The organism is Mycobacterium nebraskense, from assembly GCF_002102255.1.
Classification (GTDB): Bacteria; Actinomycetota; Actinomycetes; order Mycobacteriales; family Mycobacteriaceae; genus Mycobacterium; species Mycobacterium nebraskense.
In genome coordinates, this window is the sequence record NZ_LQPH01000116.1 from 36573 (window position 1) to 54396 (window position 17824).

Annotated in this window: 16 protein-coding genes and 2 pseudogenes; 11 read left to right on the top strand and 7 right to left on the bottom strand. The window is 65.7% G+C overall.

The window, feature by feature from the left end:
• Positions 1-172 precede the first annotated feature (172 nt).
• The 3 genes from AWC17_RS13970 (at position 173) to AWC17_RS13980 (ending at position 2785) form a co-directional block, all read left to right on the top strand.
• A complete protein-coding gene (locus tag AWC17_RS13970) occupies positions 173-1183 on the top strand; it encodes a Dyp-type peroxidase (protein WP_085164791.1) in 1011 nt (336 codons plus the stop codon).
• Entirely contained in the window at positions 1180-1977 is a 798-nt protein-coding gene (locus AWC17_RS13975; protein ID WP_046184299.1) for a family 1 encapsulin nanocompartment shell protein, read from the top strand. Before AWC17_RS13970 ends, AWC17_RS13975 begins: the two co-directional genes overlap by 4 nt.
• Before the next feature lie 67 nt (positions 1978-2044).
• The gene (locus AWC17_RS13980) at positions 2045-2785 is read left to right on the top strand and encodes an SDR family NAD(P)-dependent oxidoreductase (RefSeq protein WP_085164792.1); all 741 of its coding nucleotides are present in this window, start codon (positions 2045-2047) and stop codon (positions 2783-2785) included.
• Between the two features lie 14 nt (positions 2786-2799).
• Here AWC17_RS13980 and AWC17_RS13985 read toward each other — a convergent pair.
• A pseudogene (locus AWC17_RS13985) lies at positions 2800-4502 on the bottom strand (MOSC domain-containing protein).
• A gap of 96 nt (positions 4503-4598) precedes the next feature.
• Between AWC17_RS13985 and AWC17_RS33840 the strand changes: the two are divergent.
• Positions 4599-4901: pseudogene (locus tag AWC17_RS33840) on the top strand (HAD-IA family hydrolase); the annotation flags it as partial.
• A gap of 3 nt (positions 4902-4904) precedes the next feature.
• Positions 4905-5360 (top strand): cupin domain-containing protein, encoded by a 456-nt coding sequence (locus AWC17_RS13995; protein WP_046184301.1) that lies wholly within the window; start codon positions 4905-4907, stop codon positions 5358-5360.
• A gap of 4 nt (positions 5361-5364) precedes the next feature.
• Here the strand turns inward: AWC17_RS13995 and AWC17_RS14000 are convergent, their stop codons facing one another.
• Positions 5365-5772, bottom strand: a complete 408-nt coding sequence (locus tag AWC17_RS14000) for a VOC family protein (protein ID WP_085164793.1) — start codon at positions 5770-5772, stop codon at positions 5365-5367.
• A gap of 330 nt (positions 5773-6102) precedes the next feature.
• Here AWC17_RS14000 and AWC17_RS14005 point away from each other — a divergent pair, with 330 nt between their 5' ends.
• The 3 genes from AWC17_RS14005 (at position 6103) to AWC17_RS14015 (ending at position 9135) form a co-directional block, all read left to right on the top strand.
• Complete coding sequence (locus AWC17_RS14005; RefSeq protein ID WP_047321868.1) at positions 6103-6579, top strand: hypothetical protein; 477 nt, start codon at positions 6103-6105, stop codon at positions 6577-6579.
• Positions 6580-6833: 254 nt separating this feature from the next.
• A complete protein-coding gene (locus AWC17_RS14010) occupies positions 6834-7649 on the top strand; it encodes a lysophospholipid acyltransferase family protein (RefSeq protein WP_085164794.1) in 816 nt (271 codons plus the stop codon).
• A 97-nt stretch (positions 7650-7746) separates the two neighbouring features.
• On the top strand, positions 7747-9135 hold the full coding sequence (locus AWC17_RS14015) for a WS/DGAT/MGAT family O-acyltransferase (protein ID WP_208618374.1): 1389 nt from the start codon (positions 7747-7749) through the stop codon (positions 9133-9135).
• On the opposite strand, the gene purQ is transcribed toward AWC17_RS14015, so the two are convergent.
• The 3 genes from purQ to AWC17_RS14030 form a co-directional block, all read right to left on the bottom strand.
• A complete protein-coding gene (gene purQ, locus AWC17_RS14020; RefSeq protein WP_046184306.1) occupies positions 9132-9806 on the bottom strand; it encodes a phosphoribosylformylglycinamidine synthase subunit PurQ in 675 nt (224 codons plus the stop codon). The genes AWC17_RS14015 and purQ overlap by 4 nt on opposite strands.
• On the bottom strand, positions 9803-10042 hold the full coding sequence (gene purS, locus AWC17_RS14025) for a phosphoribosylformylglycinamidine synthase subunit PurS (RefSeq protein ID WP_046184307.1): 240 nt from the start codon (positions 10040-10042) through the stop codon (positions 9803-9805). Before purS ends, purQ begins: the two co-directional genes overlap by 4 nt.
• Before the next feature lie 61 nt (positions 10043-10103).
• On the bottom strand, positions 10104-10838 hold the full coding sequence (locus tag AWC17_RS14030) for an ATPase (RefSeq protein WP_197083425.1): 735 nt from the start codon (positions 10836-10838) through the stop codon (positions 10104-10106).
• Between AWC17_RS14030 and AWC17_RS14035 the strand changes: the two genes are divergently transcribed.
• Positions 10815-11453 (top strand): MBL fold metallo-hydrolase, encoded by a 639-nt coding sequence (locus AWC17_RS14035; protein ID WP_046184309.1) that lies wholly within the window; start codon positions 10815-10817, stop codon positions 11451-11453. The genes AWC17_RS14030 and AWC17_RS14035 overlap by 24 nt on opposite strands.
• A gap of 82 nt (positions 11454-11535) precedes the next feature.
• On the opposite strand, the gene AWC17_RS14040 is transcribed toward AWC17_RS14035, so the two are convergent.
• Both AWC17_RS14040 and AWC17_RS14045 read right to left on the bottom strand, forming a co-directional pair.
• A complete protein-coding gene (locus AWC17_RS14040; RefSeq protein ID WP_167385585.1) occupies positions 11536-13224 on the bottom strand; it encodes an FAD-binding dehydrogenase in 1689 nt (562 codons plus the stop codon).
• A 27-nt stretch (positions 13225-13251) separates the two neighbouring features.
• Positions 13252-13956: a DUF2334 domain-containing protein gene (locus tag AWC17_RS14045; RefSeq protein ID WP_046184094.1), complete on the bottom strand. Its 705-nt coding sequence runs from the start codon at positions 13954-13956 to the stop codon at positions 13252-13254.
• 134 nt (positions 13957-14090) lie between these two features.
• On the opposite strand from AWC17_RS14045, the gene AWC17_RS14050 reads away from it, so the two are divergent.
• On the top strand, positions 14091-15704 hold the full coding sequence (locus tag AWC17_RS14050) for a DHA2 family efflux MFS transporter permease subunit (RefSeq protein ID WP_046184093.1): 1614 nt from the start codon (positions 14091-14093) through the stop codon (positions 15702-15704).
• 229 nt (positions 15705-15933) lie between these two features.
• Positions 15934-17547 (top strand): DHA2 family efflux MFS transporter permease subunit, encoded by a 1614-nt coding sequence (locus tag AWC17_RS14055; protein ID WP_085164797.1) that lies wholly within the window; start codon positions 15934-15936, stop codon positions 17545-17547.
• Positions 17548-17824: the final 277 nt, after the last annotated feature.

Genomic DNA, 17824 nt, shown 5'->3' on the forward strand with positions numbered 1-17824 from the left:
TCGCCACGCTAGGTCCAATTGCGCGGCTCCTTGCTCGCGCCTTTCCGGCGCTCCCCGTTGCCCCGCTAGGTCCAATTGCGCGGCTCTCCCCCGCAAGCGGGGGGACCCCCAACCGCGCCCTTCCGGCGCTCGCCGTCGCCACGCTAGGGCCAGCCACGCTAGGGTCAGCAGAGTGCCTCCCGTCCAGCCACAGCCGATCCTCGAGCCGCTGACACCGGCGGCGGTCTTCCTGGTAGTGACCATCGACGACGGCGGAGAAGCGACGGTGCATGACGCGCTGCCCGACATTTCCGGACTGGTGCGCGCGATCGGATTTCGCGAGCCGCCGAAACGGTTGTCGGCCATCGCTTCCATCGGCTCGCAGGCATGGGACCGCTTGTTTTCCGGGCCGCGTCCCGCCGAGTTGCACCCGTTCGTCGAACTGACCGGCCCGCGGCACACCGCACCGGCCACGGCAGGGGATCTGTTGTTCCACATCCGCGCCGAAAGCTTGGACGTGTGTTTCGAATTGGCCGACCGCATCTTGAGGTCGATGGCCGGTGCCGTCACCGTGGTCGACGAGGTGCACGGATTCCGCTACTTCGACAACCGGGACCTGCTGGGCTTCGTCGACGGCACCGAAAACCCCGACGGCCAGCTGGCCGTCAGCGCCACCGCCATCGGCGCCGAGGACCCCGAATTCGAGGGCTCGTGCTACGTGCACGTGCAGAAGTATCTACACGAAATGTCTTCGTGGAATGCACTGTCGGTCACCGAGCAGGAGCTGGTGATCGGCCGCACGAAGCTGGAAAACCTCGAACTCGACGACGACGAGAAGCCGGCCAACTCCCACATCGCCCTCAACGTCATCACTGACGACGACGGCACCGAGCTGAAGATCGTGCGGCACAACATGCCGTTCGGTGAGCTCGGCAAGGGCGAGTACGGCACCTACTTCATCGGCTATTCCCGCGCGCCGCAGGTCACTGAACAGATGCTGCGCAATATGTTTCTCGGCGACCCACCCGGCAACACCGACCACATCCTCGAATTCTCCACCGCGGTCACCGGCGGCCTGTTCTTCTCCCCCACCGTCGACTTCCTCGACGATCCACCGCCTCTGCCCGCAGCGCCGGGGGCGGAAACGACTGCTGCACAGGACGGCTCACTTTCGATCGGCAGCCTGAAAGGAACCACTTCATGAACAACCTCTACCGCGATCTGGCACCGGTCACCGAAGCCGCTTGGGAAGAAATCGAAACGGAGGCGACCCGGACATTCAAACGCAATGTCGCCGGGCGCCGGGTCGTCGACGTCAGCGGGCCCGGCGGTCCGGTCACCGCAGCGGTCAGCACCGGCCGCTTGATCGACGTGGCGTCACCCTCCGACGGCGTGGAGGCTCACCTACGGGCAAGCAAACCCCTTGTCCGGCTCCGAGTTCCGTTCACCCTGTCGCGTTACGAGATCGACAACGTCGAGCGCGGTGCGCAGGACTCCGACTGGGACCCGGTCAAGGAGGCCGCCAAGAAGCTGGCGTTCGTGGAAGACCGGGCCATCTTCGAGGGCTACGCCGCCGCGTCGATCGAGGGCATCCGCTCCGCAAGCTCGAACAAGCCGCTGACATTGCCGGCAGATCCTCGCGAGATTCCAGACGTCATCACACAGGCGATCTCCGAACTGCGGCTGGCCGGTGTCGACGGTCCCTACTCGGTGCTGCTGTCCGCCGACGTCTATACGAAGGTCAGCGAGACCACCGAACACGGATATCCGATCCTTGAGCACATCGACCGACTGGTTCCCGGAGACATCATCTGGGCGCCCGCCATCGACGGTGCTTTCGTGCTGACCACCCGCGGCGGCGACTTCGATCTGCAGCTCGGGACCGACGTGTCGATCGGCTACACCAGCCACGATGCGGACACCGTGCAGCTGTATCTACAGGAGACGCTGACATTCCTGTGCTACACCGCCGAGGCATCGGTCCCGCTGAGCTCCTAGGAATAAATGCCGCCGGACGGCTGCTGACGGGGAGGCAAGTGAACTTCTCTCCTGGAGGCAGGGTTCGATGGCAGCAACAATGGCCGGCTCCACCGCGTTGGTGACCGGGGCGACATCCGGGATCGGCCGGGAAATCGCGCTGCGACTCGCGGAACGTGGGGTCGAGGTGGAGGTACACGGCCGCAGTGCCGAACGCGGCGCGAAGACGGTCCGTGATATCGAAAACGCCGGCGGTATGGCGCGTTTCGTCGCGGCGGACCTCAACGAAAGCGACGACGTACGCCGGTTGGCCGCCGAAGCGGGACCGGTCGACATATTGATCAACAACGCCGGCATCTACAAATTCGGCGCGACCGCAGACACCGACGACGCGACGTTCGACGAGCACGTGAACGTGAATCTGCGCGCCCCTTACATTTTGGTCCAGCAGTTGGTGCCGAAAATGATCGAGCGCGGCGGCGGCTCCGTGGTCAACGTGAGCACCGTTGCGGCCTCGGCGCCGGCGAGTGGCGCGGGCATCTACGGCGCTAGCAAGGCCGGTCTCGAGCTGCTGACGCGCGTCTGGGCGGATGAGTTCGGCGGATCGGGGGTGCGGGTGAACGCGATCGCCGTCGGGCCAACCGACACTCCCGGTGTCGCCGCCCTACCCGGCGTGTTGGAGGCGGTGGCGGCCACCACCACGCTGGGCCGGCCGGCCGAGCCGAGTGAAATCGCCAACGCGGTTGTCTTCCTCAGCTCCCCCGACGCCAGCTATGTCAACGGCGCGGTGTTGCCCGCGTCCGGCGGTCAGCGCGCAATCGCCGCCTGAAGCAGCGGTTTTCGCTACAGGTCGAGTACGAGATCGGTCTCTGGAGCCCCGAGCAGATGAGCACCGCCCCCTGCTCTGGCGGCTCCAGCGGCGGCTGGATGTACGTGGCATTGCCCGCAACGACCCCGGTGACGCACACGTGACAGACTCCGCTCCGGCAGGAGAATCGGGTGGGCACGTCGCAGGTTTCGGCCAGCTCGAGGATGCTTCCGCATTGGGGCGACCAGTTGACCGTCAGGCCGCTGCGCGCGAACGTGATTGACGGCCCCGTTCCCGGAAGTCCCGCGGGTTGATGCGGTGGCTTACGAGGGGCGCCGTCGACGATGCCCGGGTTGATCGGCGGCAGGGCACCGAAGAGTTCGCTGTGGGTCCGCGCGGGGTCCAGACCCCCCGCGGTGAGTGCGTCACGCATGTCACTCATGAATTGGGTTGGGCCGCAGAGGTATGCCGTGGCGTCGGCCGGGATACCCAGCGCCGCGATGGCCGGCCGGTCCAAGCGCCCCTGTGTCTGCGTGTAGAACACAGATTGCCGCACACTCGGCAAGGATTCGATCAAGCTCGCGACTTCGGTTGCGAAAACCTGCGTTTCACGGCTGTGGGCGGTGTACAGCCACCAGACGTCGCGGGCACTGCGGGCCGCCGAGAGCGCATGCAGCATCGCCAAGACCGGCGTGATGCCGATTCCGGCCGACATCAGCAACACTGGTCCCTCCCCATCGGTGAGGCAAAACTCGCCGCGCGGGGCGGCGGCCTCAACGAACGAGCCCGGCTCGATGTGCTCGTGCAGCCACCGGCTCACCAGACCGTGCTCTTCACGTTTGACGCTGACGCGGTAGTACCCGGCGGCGGGATCGCCCGAGAGGGAGTAACTGCGCAGCGGCGCCGGCATGCCCGCGCCGGGGACTCGCACCGTCAGGTATTGCCCGGGAAGCGGCGGTGGGAGGGCGGCATGGCCGTCGGCTTCCAGTCGGATGGACATCACCTGCGGGCTTTCCCGGTGTATCGCACTGACACGCAAGGGGCGAAACCCTTCCCACGCCGGTTGCGCCCCTGGCATTTCGGCCGCCGATTCGCGGTGTGCTTCCAGCATGTCCCGGAACGACTGCTGCCAGCCGGGGCTCAGCGCGGGAACGTCGACGACCTTGCGAAGTCGTTCGAGGTCGCGGTTCGGCAGATACAGGAGCGCATCAACGTCGGCCACGCTGAGCTCGTGTCGACCACGGCGGGTACGCACGATGTCGTCACCGGCGCGGACCTGACCCTCGGTGATCACCCGAAAGTAAAACCCCGGGCGTCGTTGAGAGACAAGCAGATTCGGCATCTTCGGTTCATTCAGGCGAAGACCGACGCGGAAGCAGGTGACACGCGGCTGGGTGACTTCGAACTCGGCTTCTCCGATCCGATAGCGGTCACCGATGCACACATCGTCGTCGGGCAACCCAGAAATCGTGAAGTTCTCCCCGAAGTGGCCCGGCACCAGGTCGACGCGACCCAGGTATTCCTTCCAGAAGTCGTATGACTCGGTCTGGTACACCATGACGGCACGCTGCTCACCGCCATGGCCGCCCAGATCGCCCTGGCCGTCGCCGTCGATGTTCAGGCGGCGCACCATGACCGGCCCGTCGATCGGTGTTTTCCAGATCCCCGTGTAGACGGCCTTGTCATGCCACTGCACGTTCTTGGGCATGCCGATGTTCACCGAGACCAGCTTGCCCACCATGTCACCTCCGGGCCCCGCAAAGCTGGCCCAGGATATGCCGCCCGGTCCTCGAGGGCAACACGAGGCGGGACTGTTGCGCCGAGCTCATTCTGTTCCGGGCTGGCCAAATTTTTCGAACACCAATTGAGCGTCGATGCCTGCCGCGCCTTCAAGCCGGCGCCCGCCGTCTACCGGTACGTGTGCGAAACGCTCGGTGTGGCGCCGGCCGACTGCATGATGGTGGCCGCGCACGTGTGGGACACGCTCGGCGCGCAGAATGTCGGCTTCAGCGCCGCGCTCATCGCCCGCCCCGGCAATCCGCCGCTACCGGTCGACGGGCTCCCGCAACCGAACCTCGTGGTGAGTGACGTGCGCCAGCTGGCCCAGCAACTCATCGCGGGACGACGCCATAATTGACCCATGGCCACCGCAGACGGATTCCACCCAGATTTCAACGAGACAACACCGGAAGCCACCCACAACCGAGTGCACCACATCAAGGCATCGGACATCAGCTCCGACACCGCGCAATCGGAGGGACTTCGTCGCTTCGCCGCGCTCAGCGGCACGTCGGTCGGAGCCGAAAAGCTCTGGATGGGCGAGACACACGCAATGCCATCGACCGTCTCGTCCAACCACCATCACGGCGACTCGGAAACCGCCATCTACGTGCGCAGCGGCCACCCGGAATTCGTCTTTCACGACGGCGCCCAAGAGGTGCGCATCTGCACTTCACCCGGCGATTACGTCTTCATCCCGCCGTATCTGCCGCACCGAGAGGAAAACCCCGACCCGAACACATCGGCGGAGGTCATCATCGCGCGCAGTACCCAAGAGGCGGTGGTGGTGAATCTCCCGGCGTTGTACCCCCTCTAGACCGCTAATCCGGTAAGTAGACAGCGATCTCGATCAGGTTCCCGTCGACGTCGCGGCAGTAGTGCGAGGTCATCGGGCCGAGGGCCCCGGTTCTGGTCACCGGTCCTCCGACGATCTCCGCTCCACTGTCGGCGAGGTGGGCGCGTACCTCGTCCGGGCTGCTGCGGCTGATGAAGCACAAGTCCTCGGAACCGGCCGCCTCGACCGACCCGGTGACCCACTCGGGATCGTCGGCGAGCGCCCCGACGGGCCGCAGGTTGAGTTTCTGCTCGCCGAACCGCAGCGCGACCCGGTTGTTCGGCCCGAACGTCTCGCGCCGCATGCCGAGAACCCGCTCGTACCACGCGGCGGTGGCCTCGACGTCGTTGCAGTTCAGCACCACATGGTCGATCCGTTCCACCGCGAATCTCACCGTCGGCCCTCCTTTGGCTGGGCGAAAACCATTCGGTACCAGAGTAATCGGGCGCTTGGCCGACGACGATTGCCGGAGCGGGCGGCGACGGAACACAAGACGTCCTTTACGCTCTGCTCACTGCCAAGGACCGTGCCGGGCCCCGGAGCCGGGATCGTCGAGCGGCGTTTGAACGCCTGACCTTGCGCCACGAGGGGACCGTGATCTGGGATGTGTGCACCGGCGTGCTGTCGTAACGCCCCGGCCGCTCAGCGAATTCTCAACAGATTCTTCGGTGGTTCATGGCTTGTCTCCCAGCATCCGCAAAGCCACTGGCCGCAGCATGTTTTCATGACGAAGCAGCCCATGTGCGCGAACCTGGTCGAACGTTACCTGCGCACCCGCGGGCGACGCTATTTCCGTGGCCACCGCGACGGCGAATACTTCTTCGTCACCCGCGCCCGCACGTCCCTCTCGAGGCGCCTGCACGTCCACCTCGAGATCCCGCCCGAGCACGGCGACGTGCTGATCATTCGCGTCACTCCGGGCTGCTTCTTCCCCGCCACCGAGCGCCCCTGGCTCGTGCACTTCTCTGACACGTGGAACCACCGGGAACGCGAAGTCACCGCGATCGTGCACGGCTCTTGCGATCCACAGCGGATCGGCTTGGTAGCCCGCAGATCGCAATGGATCCGACCGAACGTCTCCTTCGAGGATTTCGCCGCCTTCGTCGACCGCACGATCGCGGACGCGACGGACCTCTTCGACGACGTGAGCCCCGTCGTCGAGCTGCCCACGGCGCATCCGTTGTTGCGCGACGCCGGCTGATCCTGGCGTTTAGGTTGCCGCCCGCCGGCGGCCATCGCCGACCCGGCGACGCCCGGTACTCGAGCCGACCAGCCCGAAACTCCCAGTGACAAGAACCTTTTCGGACATCGGCCCCGCCGCACGATGCTCCCCAGCAAACGGATATGACATTCTCCTATTCGGAGAGTAACGTATGCTGCGCAGGCATTGAGGTTTGAGATCTGCGTCACACCGGCAATCAATAGCAAATGGCAGGAACACGACGGCGGGGAGCCATGAAGGGCAGCGGTGTTGAGGTGGCCGACAACCACGAGACCACCAAGTGGGATCCGGCCTTCACCGAGCAGGTCAGCAAGGCCCTCGGACCACTCATCAAACGGTGGTATCGCGCCGAGGTGCGCAACCTCGACAACGTCCCGTCATCCGGTGGAGCGCTGGTGGTGTCCAACCACTCGGGCGGCATGCTGACACCGGACGTGTTGATCTTCTCCCCGGCGTTCTATGAAAAGTTCGGCTACGACCGCCCCGTCTACACCTTGGGCCATTACGGCCTGTTCATGGGCCCGTTGGACGGCTTGCTGCGCCGACTCGGGGTCATCGAGGCCAGCCGTGAAAATGCCGCCGCCGCCCTGCATTCGGGCGCCGTGGTGCTGGTCTTCCCTGGCGGCGATTACGACTCCTACCGGCCCACTTTCAGTGCCAACACCATCGACTTCAACGGCCGCACCGGCTACGTGAGGACCGCCATCGAAGCCGGGGTGCCGATCGTGCCCACCGTGTCGATCGGCGGCCAGGAGACCCAGCTCTTCTTGACCCGCGGCAACTGGCTGGCGCGCAAGTTGGGGCTGACCAAGGCGCGCATGGACATCCTGCCGGTGAGCTTCGGGTTCCCGTTCGGACTCAGCGTGATCTTCCCGCCGAACCTGCCGCTGCCCGCCAAGATCGTCACCGAGGTGCTCGAACCGATCGACGTCATCGCCCAGTTCGGCGACGATCCCGACATCGACGAGGTCGACGCGCACGTGCGCACGGTGATGGAGTCAGCGCTCAAGCGACTGGCCGGTCAGCGCCGGCTGCCCATCGTCGGCTGACCGACAGCACCGACGGCTCGGGGCTCGATACCATGCGAAAGCCACTGCAGCACAACCTGATTACGAATGCGCTGAGGTCTGCACAGCGAGGTGGCAGGTGAAAAGACTCAACGGCATGGACGCGATGCTGCTCTACAGCGAGACGCCCAACCTGCACACGCACACCTTGAAAGTCGCGGTCATCGACCCCGCTGGCTCCGAGTTCGATTTCGAGGCGTTCCGCCGTCACTTGCGCCGCCGGCTGCACCTGCTGGAACCGTTGCGCTACAAGCTCGTCGACATTCCCTGGCAGCTTCATCACCCGATGTGGCAGGAGAACTGCGAGGTCGACCTGGACTATCACCTGCGTCGGGTGCGGGTGCCCACGCCGGGCGGCCGGCGAGAACTCGACCAGGTGATCGGCCGGGTCGCCTCGACTCCGCTGGACCGCAGCCGCCCGCTGTGGGAATTCCACTTCGCCGAGGGGCTGTCCGGCGGGCGGTTCGCCCTGGTCGGCAAGGTCCATCACGCGCTGGCCGACGGCGTCGCGTCGGTCAACCTGCTGGCTCGCGCCATGGACGTGTACGGGCCAACAGGTGACGTCACCGACGAGCGCGACAACGACGACGCGGGCGTCACCGCCTCGAGGGCCGACCTGCTGCGCGCCGCGGCGCGTGACCACGCCCGGCAGATCGCCGAACTGCCGGGGCTGATCAGGGACGCCGCCACCGGGCTGACGCGAGTGCGCCGCCGGTCCAAAGAACGCGGTGACCACCCGGATCTCGCCGACGCCTTCGACGCACCGCCGACCTTTTTGAACCACGTCGTGTCGCCCCAGCGGCGGTTCGCCAGCGCCACGCTGTCGCTGGCCGACGTCAAAGCGACGGCCAAGGCGTTGGGCATCACCGTCAACGACGTGATACTGGCGACGGCCGCCGGCGGCCTGCGCACACTGTTGTTGGCTTATGACGGCGCGGCCGACCGGCCGATCATCGCGTCGGTGCCGACGGCCACCGACAAGTCGGACCGCATCACCGGCAACGAGATCAGCGGTCTGATGATTTCGTTGCCGGTACACGTCGCCGATCCCGCCGAGCGGGCACGGCTGGTGGCGCTGGCGACTCGAATCGCCAAAGAAGACCACGAGATCCTGGGCCCGCAGCTCTACGGGCGGCTGATGGCCTACCTGCCGACCGCCTTTGCCCCGGCCGCCTTCCGGTGGCTGGGACAGCGCGACGCGCCGAACAAGCTGATGAACGTCGCGGTCTCCAGCGTGGTGGGCCCGCGTGAACGCGGCCACTTCGGCGGCGCGGCGGTCAGCGAGATCTACTCGACCGGGGTGTTATCCCCGGGCGCCCCGGTCAATATCACCGTCTGGAGCTACGTCGACCAGCTCGGCGTCGCCGTGCTCACCGATGACCGGACGTTCGACGACCCGCACGAAGCGACGGACGCCATCAGCGCATCGTTCGCCGAATTGCGCGCCGCCGCAGGGATTTCCGCCTAGACCGAAAGCGCCGCGTCCAATACGGAATAGAACAGGCCCAAGCCGTCGTCGGAGGGGCCCGTCAGCGCTTCGATGGCGTGTTCGGGATGCGGCATCAGTCCGACGACACGACCGTTGGCGGAGCTGACCCCGGCGATGTCATGCAGCGAGCCGTTGGGGTTGTCGAGGTAGCGGAACACCACCCGTCCCTCGCCCTCGAGTTCCTCGACGACGTCGGCGGGGGCCACGTAACGGCCTTCACCGGACTTCAGCGGAACCAGCAGTTCAGCGCCCCACTCGAAACGCGACGTCCACGCCGTCGAGATCGATGCCACCTGCAGCCAAACGTCGCGGCAGATGAAGTGCAGACCCACGTTGCGGGTCAGCGCCCCCGGCAGCAGTCCGGCCTCGCAGAGCACCTGAAAACCGTTGCAAATCCCCAACACTGGCATGCCACGCTGCGCGGCGGCCACCACCTCACCCATCACCGGGGCGAACCTGGCAATCGCCCCCGCCCGCAGGTAGTCGCCATAGGAGAAACCGCCGGGCACCACCACGGCGTCGACGCCCTTGAGGTCGGCGTCGGCATGCCACAGGCTGACCGCCTCGGCGCCGACACGCCGCGCCGCGCGGGCGGCGTCGACGTCGTCGAGGGTCCCCGGAAAGGTGATGATGCCGATTCGTGCCGTCACTGGGTCTCCCGGCTGATCGTCCAGTCCTCGATCACGGTGTTCGCCAACAGCGTTTCCGCTATGTCGGCGAGCACCGAATCGTCAACGGTGTCGTCCACTTCCAGTTCGAATCTCTTGCCCTGTCTGACATCTGAGATCCCCGGATGACCGAGTCGGCCCAGCGCGCCGACGATCGCCTGACCCTGCGGGTCGAGTATCTCCGCTTTGGGCATCACATGCACGACTACCCGGCCCACCGGCGCTCCTCCTCAGATCTGTATCCGCGCCAACTCTACCGGCGTAAGTGCAGCTCGGTCGTTACGGGCACGAGGCAATGTAGGCGTCGCACAGGGGCGCGGTCATAGCGTTCAGCACCGGGTCGTCGGCCATTGCCGGCCACGGGACCTGCGGCGGCCCCGATGACCAGAGCGTGAGCTCGCTGATCGTGCTGCTGGCCGGGTGGGCGATCAGGTAGGTGTGCATGACGACCGGGCCACTGATCACCGCGGCCATCCGATTCGTTTCGTCGCTGGTGAGAGATGGTGATTGCACCGGCGCCCGTTGCTGGCAGGAGCGCAGTGCGGCGACGGCATTGCTGAACACCGACGCCGCGATGGCGCCGCCGGTGGCCGTATCGCCGCGCCAGTGCAGGATCTGGGCCTGCAGCTGCCACTGCCCGTCCGGGTGGGCCACTATCGCGCGGGCCACGACCGCCGAGTCGCGGGGGTCCCGCGGCACCGGGGGTGTGGCACACAGCTCCTCGAACCGGAACCGAGGGCCGGGCGCCGCCCCGGTGACCTGCGCCGCCACGCCCGCCAACGCTGGCCAGCCGTAAACCGGATCCAGCGGCACGGCACGGCGCTGGATCCACGCGGAGTCGGGGATCTGGTCGCACACGGGCGGGCAGGTCTGCGGCTCGGCACGTGCGGGCGCTACGACGATGAGAGCCACCGCGAGACCGCCGACCACCACCATGGTCGCCAGGATCACCCGCATCGGTATCACCCCCGTCAGGGCACAATCGTAGTCATGCAACTGACGCATTTCGGCCACTCCTGTCTACTTGCCGAATTCGACCACACCCGGGTGCTCTTCGATCCTGGAACCTTCGCGCACGGTTTTGAGGGCATAACGGGGTTATCGGCCATCCTGATCACCCATCAACACCCCGACCACGTCGACGGCACCCGGCTGCCGGCGCTGCTCGAGGGCAACCCGGACGCCGTGCTGTACGCCGATCCGCAAACCACCGCCCAGCTGGGCGCGCCGTGCCAGGCGGTGCACGTCGGTGACGAGTTACGGATCGGTGAGCTGACGGTTCGCGCCATCGGCGGCAAACACGCCATCATTCACCCGGAAATCCCTGTGATAGAGAACATTTCGTTCCTGGTGGGGGACGGCGATCATCGCGCCAGGCTGATGCATCCAGGTGACGCGCTGTTCGTGCCCGACGAGCCGGTGGACGTCTTGGCGACACCGGCGGCGGCGCCGTGGATGAAGATCTCCGAGGCCGTCGACTACCTTCGCGCGGTGGCGCCGGCGCGCGCGGTGCCCATCCACCAAGGGATCATCGCCCCGGACGCGCGGGGCATCTACTACGGCCGGCTCACCGAGATGACCACCACCGACTTCCAGGTGTTGCCCGAGGAGGACGCGGTCACCTTCTGACCGCGAGCAGACGCAAAATCGCACAATCTCAGCCCGGTCCGTGCGATTTTGCGTCTGCTCGCCGAATCGCCGAATCGTCGAGCTAGGCGATGTCGTCGGCGACGCCGCGGCCCGCGGCGCGCCCGGAGAAGATGCAACCGCCCAGGAACGTGCCTTCCAGGGCGCGGTAGCCGTGCACGCCGCCGCCACCGAACCCGGCCACCTCGCCGGCGGCGTATAGCCCGTTGAGGGGTGTGCCGTCGGCCTTCAGCACGCGGGTGGCCAGGTCGGTTTCTATGCCACCCAACGTCTTTCGGGTCAGGATGTGCAGCTTGACCGCGATCATCGGCCCCGCCTTCGGATCGGTCAGCCGATGCGGTGCCACCACCCGGCCCAGCCGGTCGCCCAGGTAGCCGCGGGCGGCGCGGATCGCGGTGATCTGGCCGTCCTTGCTGAACTTGTTGGCCACCTCGCGGTCGCGAGCGGTCACCTCGGCCTCCACCGTGGCGTAGTCCAGCGGCGCCACGGCGGGCAGCTTGTTCATCGCGGTCACCAACTCCCGCAACGATTTTGCGCTGACGAAGTCCACTCCCCGGTCGACGAATGCCTGCACCGGTCCGGGTGGCCCGGAGCGCGCCCGGTTACGCAGCAGCGCACGCAGGCTCTGCCCGGTCAGATCGGGATTCTGCTCCTGCCCCGAGAGCGCGAATTCCTTCTCGATGATTCTGGCGTTCAACACGAACCAGGTGTAGTCATACCCGGATTTGGTGATGTATTCGAGCGTGCCGAGGGTGTCGAAACCGGGGTACAGCGGCACCGGCAACCGCTTGCCGCTCGCGTCGAGCCACAGCGACGACGGCCCCGGAATGATGCGGATCCCGTGGCGGGGCCAGATCGGGTCATAGTTGGTGATGCCCTCGGTGTAATGCCACATCCGGTCCGGGTTGATGACCCGCGCACCGGCCTGCTGGGAGATGCCGATCATCCTGCCGTCGACGTGAGCAGGCACCCCGCTGAGCAACTGCTCGGGTATGCGACCCATGCGCTTGGGCCAATTCTTGCGCACCAGCTCGTGGTTGGCGCCGATGCCGCCGCTGGTGACGATCACCGCGGGCGCGCGGAATTCGAATTGCCCCACGGCCGTTCGTGACGACGCCACGCCCCTCGGCGCGGCCGAGGGCTCCAGCACCGTGCCCCGGACGCCGGTCACCGCGCCATCCTCGACGATCAACTCGTCGACCTGGTGGCGATGCGCGAAGCGCACTGTCGAGCGATCCCGCAGCTGACGGGCGAAAATCTCGACCAAAGCGGGCCCGGTGCCCCAGGTGATGTGGAAGCGGGGCACCGAATTGCCATGCCCCTGTGCGTCATACCCGCCACGTTCGGCCCAGCCCACCAGCGGAAAGATTTTGAGGCCCCGGTCACGCAGCCAACGGCGTTTCTCCCCCGCCGCGAAATCGACATAGGCGTGCGCCCATTGGCGTGGCCAGTAGTCCTCGGGCCGATCGAACGCCGCGGTACCGAGCCAATCTTGCAGGGCGAGTTCGTGGCTGTCGCGAATCCCCAGGCGTCGCTGCTCGGGGCTGTCGACGAAGAACAAGCCGCCGAACGACCAGAAGGCCTGCCCACCCAGGTTCGCGCTGCTCTCCTGGTCGACGATCAGCACCCGCAGGCCCCGGTCCACCAACTCGCAGGCGGCCACCAAACCCGCGAGTCCCGCCCCGACGATGATGGTGTCGGCGCCGAACCCCCCGGCCGAAGAATCGCTCATGTCCGACCAGGGTAGTGCCAGCGCAGGACGAGTTGAGGAGACGTTTGGTCAGGCCGCGTCGAGAATCGCCTTGTCGCGCCGCCAGCGGTACACCGTCGGTGCGCAGCCGTGCATCAGCGACAGATCGACGGCGTCCACCATCGCCTGCAGCGGGCCCGGTTTGCGCAGGTGACGGGCGGCGACGGCGACTCGCACCACGCCGCCGCGACGGGCGATCCGCTCGGCGGACAACACCACCATCCGGCACCACCACGGCTCGGTGAGAAAGCCTTCCCCGATGCCCAAGACGCGGGATCGCACAGTCGTGTGCCGAACCAGGTCGGTGATGCCGTGCAGGTCGGCGAGCAGCCGAAACCCGTTGTCCGGCAATGCCTTGACGACGCCCGGGGATACCACCCAGCCGGGCGCCGCGAACAGCCGCGTACGCAGCCCGAGGTGCTCGAGCACCCGGTCGGCGGCCATCAGCCGCAGGTTGGCCTCGTGGGCCCGAAGGATCGCGAATTCACCGCGGCGCTTCTTGGTGGCCGCGTCGTCATAGCCGTGCAGCACGATGGCGTCGCCGCCGGACCGCCGGTCGGTCAGCCATTCGACGGTGCGCGGGTCGTGGTCGAGTCGGTAGTCACCACTGAGCCGGGGAGCCACCAACAGCGACACCGGCACGTTGCGGGCATCCATTTGCGCGCAGAACGCCTCGACGTCAGCCAGGGTGCGTTCGCCTATCCCCGAGACCGAGACGATCAATTTTCCAGCCACACCCGCAGTTTGACGATCCCAGGTGTCGGAATGGTGAAGGACACGCAGACGGCAGGCGTATAACGAGACTCGCCGGAACACCGCCAAAGGCACGGAAAACGCATGCCAGGGACGGTCAAAGCGATCGATTCGATATGCTAAGCAACGCCATGGATGAGGCCCCCTTCGCAGCGGCCGACACCCCGCTGCCCTACGTCCCAGCGTTGGGTGCCGACGAGCGGGACTACCCCGACAAGCTGGATGCCGGACTGTTGCGGATCTCCGGCGTGTGCATCCTGGCCACGGTCATGGCGATCATCGATGTCACCGTCGTCAGCGTCGCGCAGCGCACTTTTATCGACCAGTTCGCGTCCTCCCAGGCCGTTGTCGGCTGGACGATGACCGGCTACACGCTCGCTCTGGCGACCGTCATCCCGATAACCGGGTGGGCGGCCGACCGGTTCGGCACCAAACGGCTCTTCATGGGGTCGGTCCTGGCTTTCACACTGGGCTCGTTGCTGTGCGCACTGGCACCGAACATTCTGCTGCTCATTGTCTTTCGGATGGTGCAGGGCGTCGGCGGCGGCATGCTGCTGCCCCTAGGATTCATGATCCTGACCCGTGAAGCGGGCCCCCGGAGGCTCGGCCGCCTGATGTCGATCCTGAGCATCCCAATGCTGCTGGCCCCGATCGCCGGCCCGATCCTGGGCGGCTGGCTCATCGACACCTCGAGTTGGAGGTGGATCTTTCTGATCAACCTGCCGATCGGACTCGTGACTATCGGCCTCGCGGCAATCGTGTTCGAAAGGGATCAACCCGCGCGGTCGGAGACCTTCGACCTCGTCGGCGTGCTACTGCTCTCGCCGGGACTGGCGACGTTCCTGTTCGCGGTGTCGTCGGTCCCGGGCCGCGGAACTGTGGCGGACCGCCACGTGCTGATACCGGCGGCCGTCGGCCTGGCGTTGATCGCCGCGTTCGTCGCGCATGCATGGCACCGCGCCGATCACCCGCTCATCGATCTGCGGTTGTTTCGCAACCCGGTGCTCACCCACGCCAATGTGACGATGCTGGTATTCGCCAGCGCCTTCTTTGGCGCCGGCCTACTGCTGCCAAGCTACTTCCAGCAGGTGCTCCACCAGACGCCGATGCAGGCGGGCCTGCGGATGATCCCCCAGGGACTCGGCGCCATGCTGACCATGCGGCTGACCGGGCCGTTGGTGGACCGACAGGGGCCCGGCAAGATCGTGCTGGTCGGCATCGCGCTGATCACCGGCGGCCTGGGCACCTTCACCATCGGCGTCGCCAGGCAGGCCGACTACCTGCCCACGCTGCTGATCGGTCTGGCCATCATGGGCCTCGGCATGGGCTGCACCATGATGCCCTTGTCCGTCGCCGCGGTGCAGGCGCTGGCCCCGCATCAGATCGCCCGGGGAACGACGCTGATGAGCGTCAGCCATCAGGTGGGCGGGTCGATGGGCACCGCGCTGATGTCGATGATCGTGACAAATCAGTTCAATCGGAGTGAAAACATCGTCGCCGCGAACAAGCTCGCGGCGCTGCAGCAGAAAGCCGCGGTCAGCGGGGTGCCGGTTGACCAGTCCGCAATACCGCGGCAAACGCTGGACCCCGGCTTTTGGGGCAACGTGATGCACGACCTTTCCCACGCCTATACGGCGGTATTTGTGGTCGCGGTGGTGCTGGTGGTGTCGACGATCATTCCGGCGTCCTTTCTCCCGAAAAAACCCGCGACCCAAACAGTCGGTGAATAGCGCAAGACCGGCCAGTCAGTGCGGCGGTGCGTCCACGGGCATCGCCCCAGTAGCAATTTCTGCCTGCCACATGCCGGACCAGCGTAGGCGGTGTGAGCCGTTCACCGCGCCGGCTCTGGAAAGAGGAACGTTGTCGGTCCGACCACCGGTCACCTGCCTGGCCAGCAAGTGAAGGGCGCCGGCGGAACCAAACGCCTAAAAGCGTCCGCGGCAGGGTACCGGTATAGATATGCTCGGCAACACCATGCAGAAGGCCTATTCCGCCACTTCCGATGCCCCGGCAGACCCCACTTCTACCGGGCGATCAGACGCGGGCCGACACGAGTCTCCCGATAAGCTGGACGCCGCGCTACTCCGCATCGCCGGGGTTTGCGGCCTCGCGTGCATTATGGCAATTTTGGACAACACCGTCGTACTCGTTGCGCAGCCGACTTTCCTCGCGCAATTCGGCTCGACCCAGGCCATCGTGTCGTGGACGATCGCCGGCTATATGCTCGCTTTTGCGACGGTGATCCCGATAACGGGTTGGGCGGCCGACCGCTTCGGGACCAAACGGCTCTTCATGAGTGCGCTCATGCTATTCACGCTCGGCTCGCTGCTGTGCGCGGTGGCACCAAACATTTTGCTGCTCATCATCTTTCGGGTGCTGCAGGGTATCGGTGGCGGCATGCTATTGCCGCTGAGTTTTGTGATCTTGACTCGCGAGGCGGGGCCGAAGCGGGTCGGCCGCCTAATGGCGGTCGGGGGCCTCCCAATTCTTCTCGGCCCCATCGGCGGCCCGATCCTGGGGGGCTGGCTAATCGATGCCTACGGTTGGAAATGGATCTTCCTGGTAAACCTGCCGATCGGGCTCGCCGCGTTCGCCCTCGCGGGAATTATGTTCGCGAAAGATCGCCCGGCCCCGTCGGAGGCGTTCGACTTCGTCGGCGTGCTGCTGCTGTCGCCAGGCGTGGCAGCATTCCTGATTGGAGTGTCGTGCATCCCGGGACGCGGCACGGTAATCGACCGCTATGTGTTGATACCGGCGCTCATCGGGCTGGCTTTGATCATCGCGTTCGTCTTGCATGCCTGGTATCGCACCGATCACCCGCTGATTGACCTGCGGCTGTTCAAGAACCGCGTGGTGACAGAAGTCAATGTGACGTTGCTGGTATTCGCTATCGCCTTTGTCGGCGTCGGGCTGCTAGTTCCCAGCTATTTCCAGGTCGTGCTGCACCAAACCCCGATGCAGGCCGGTCTGCACATGGTGCCGGTGGGAGTCGGTGCCCTATTGACTATGCCGCTGGGCGGGGTATTCGTGGACAAACGAGGACCCGGCAATATCGTGCTTGTTGGCCTCACGCTGATGACCATAGGCCTCGGCATATTCACCTTCGGAGTGGCCAAGCAGGCCGCCTATCAACCGACGCTGCTGGCCGGGCTGACGATCATGGGGCTGGGCATAGGGTTCACCACGACGCCGCTCAATGCGGCGCTCATGCAGTCGCTGACACCGCATCAGATCGCCCGCGGGACGACGCTGATGGCCGTCAACCAGCAGGTAGGTGGGTCGATCGGAGCTTCCTTGATGGCGGTGATACTGACCAATCAGTTCAATCACAACACATACATCGCCAGTGCAAACAAGTTGGCAGCATTGCACGATAACGCCGCTCGGCACGGGCAGCCGATTGACCCGTCTGCCATTCCGCGTCAAACGGCCAATCCCGATTTCGCGACCAATCTTTTGCACAGCCTTTCCCACGCTTACACAGTGGTGTATGTGCTGGCTGTCGTGTTGGTGGCGTTGACGATCCTTCCGGCGTTGTTCTTGCCAAGGAAGGCACACATAGTCAGCGATTAGCCGCCATCACCCGCGGAAACAAGATCTTCGCAATTCGTATCACTTGTCCATCGGGTCGGTCGCTCGCTCTGACTTGATCGTTGATGGCGTCATTGAGCCACAGTGTCTGGCTCATTGTTGGCCATGTTCGCGGCCAACGCTTACGCGTCCCGGACGCCCAACCCCAAATCGATGACGACGCAGCTACCGCTGCGGACCGCCCTGACTTAGGACAATTTAGTGTGCACGGCCTGGGGTGATCGCTGCGATGGCGTCGCGGAGGTCGTCGGGTAGTGGA

Coding starts and splice junctions, on each gene's coding strand:
- AWC17_RS13975 (WP_046184299.1), top strand. CDS start 1,180: ATGAACAACCTCTACCGCGATCTGGCACCGGTCACCGAAGCCGCTTGG.
- AWC17_RS13980 (WP_085164792.1), top strand. CDS start 2,045: ATGGCAGCAACAATGGCCGGCTCCACCGCGTTGGTGACCGGGGCGACA.
- AWC17_RS13995 (WP_046184301.1), top strand. CDS start 4,905: ATGGCCACCGCAGACGGATTCCACCCAGATTTCAACGAGACAACACCG.
- AWC17_RS14005 (WP_047321868.1), top strand. CDS start 6,103: ATGACGAAGCAGCCCATGTGCGCGAACCTGGTCGAACGTTACCTGCGC.
- AWC17_RS14010 (WP_085164794.1), top strand. CDS start 6,834: ATGAAGGGCAGCGGTGTTGAGGTGGCCGACAACCACGAGACCACCAAG.
- AWC17_RS14035 (WP_046184309.1), top strand. CDS start 10,815: ATGCAACTGACGCATTTCGGCCACTCCTGTCTACTTGCCGAATTCGAC.
- AWC17_RS14050 (WP_046184093.1), top strand. CDS start 14,091: ATGCTAAGCAACGCCATGGATGAGGCCCCCTTCGCAGCGGCCGACACC.
- AWC17_RS14055 (WP_085164797.1), top strand. CDS start 15,934: ATGCTCGGCAACACCATGCAGAAGGCCTATTCCGCCACTTCCGATGCC.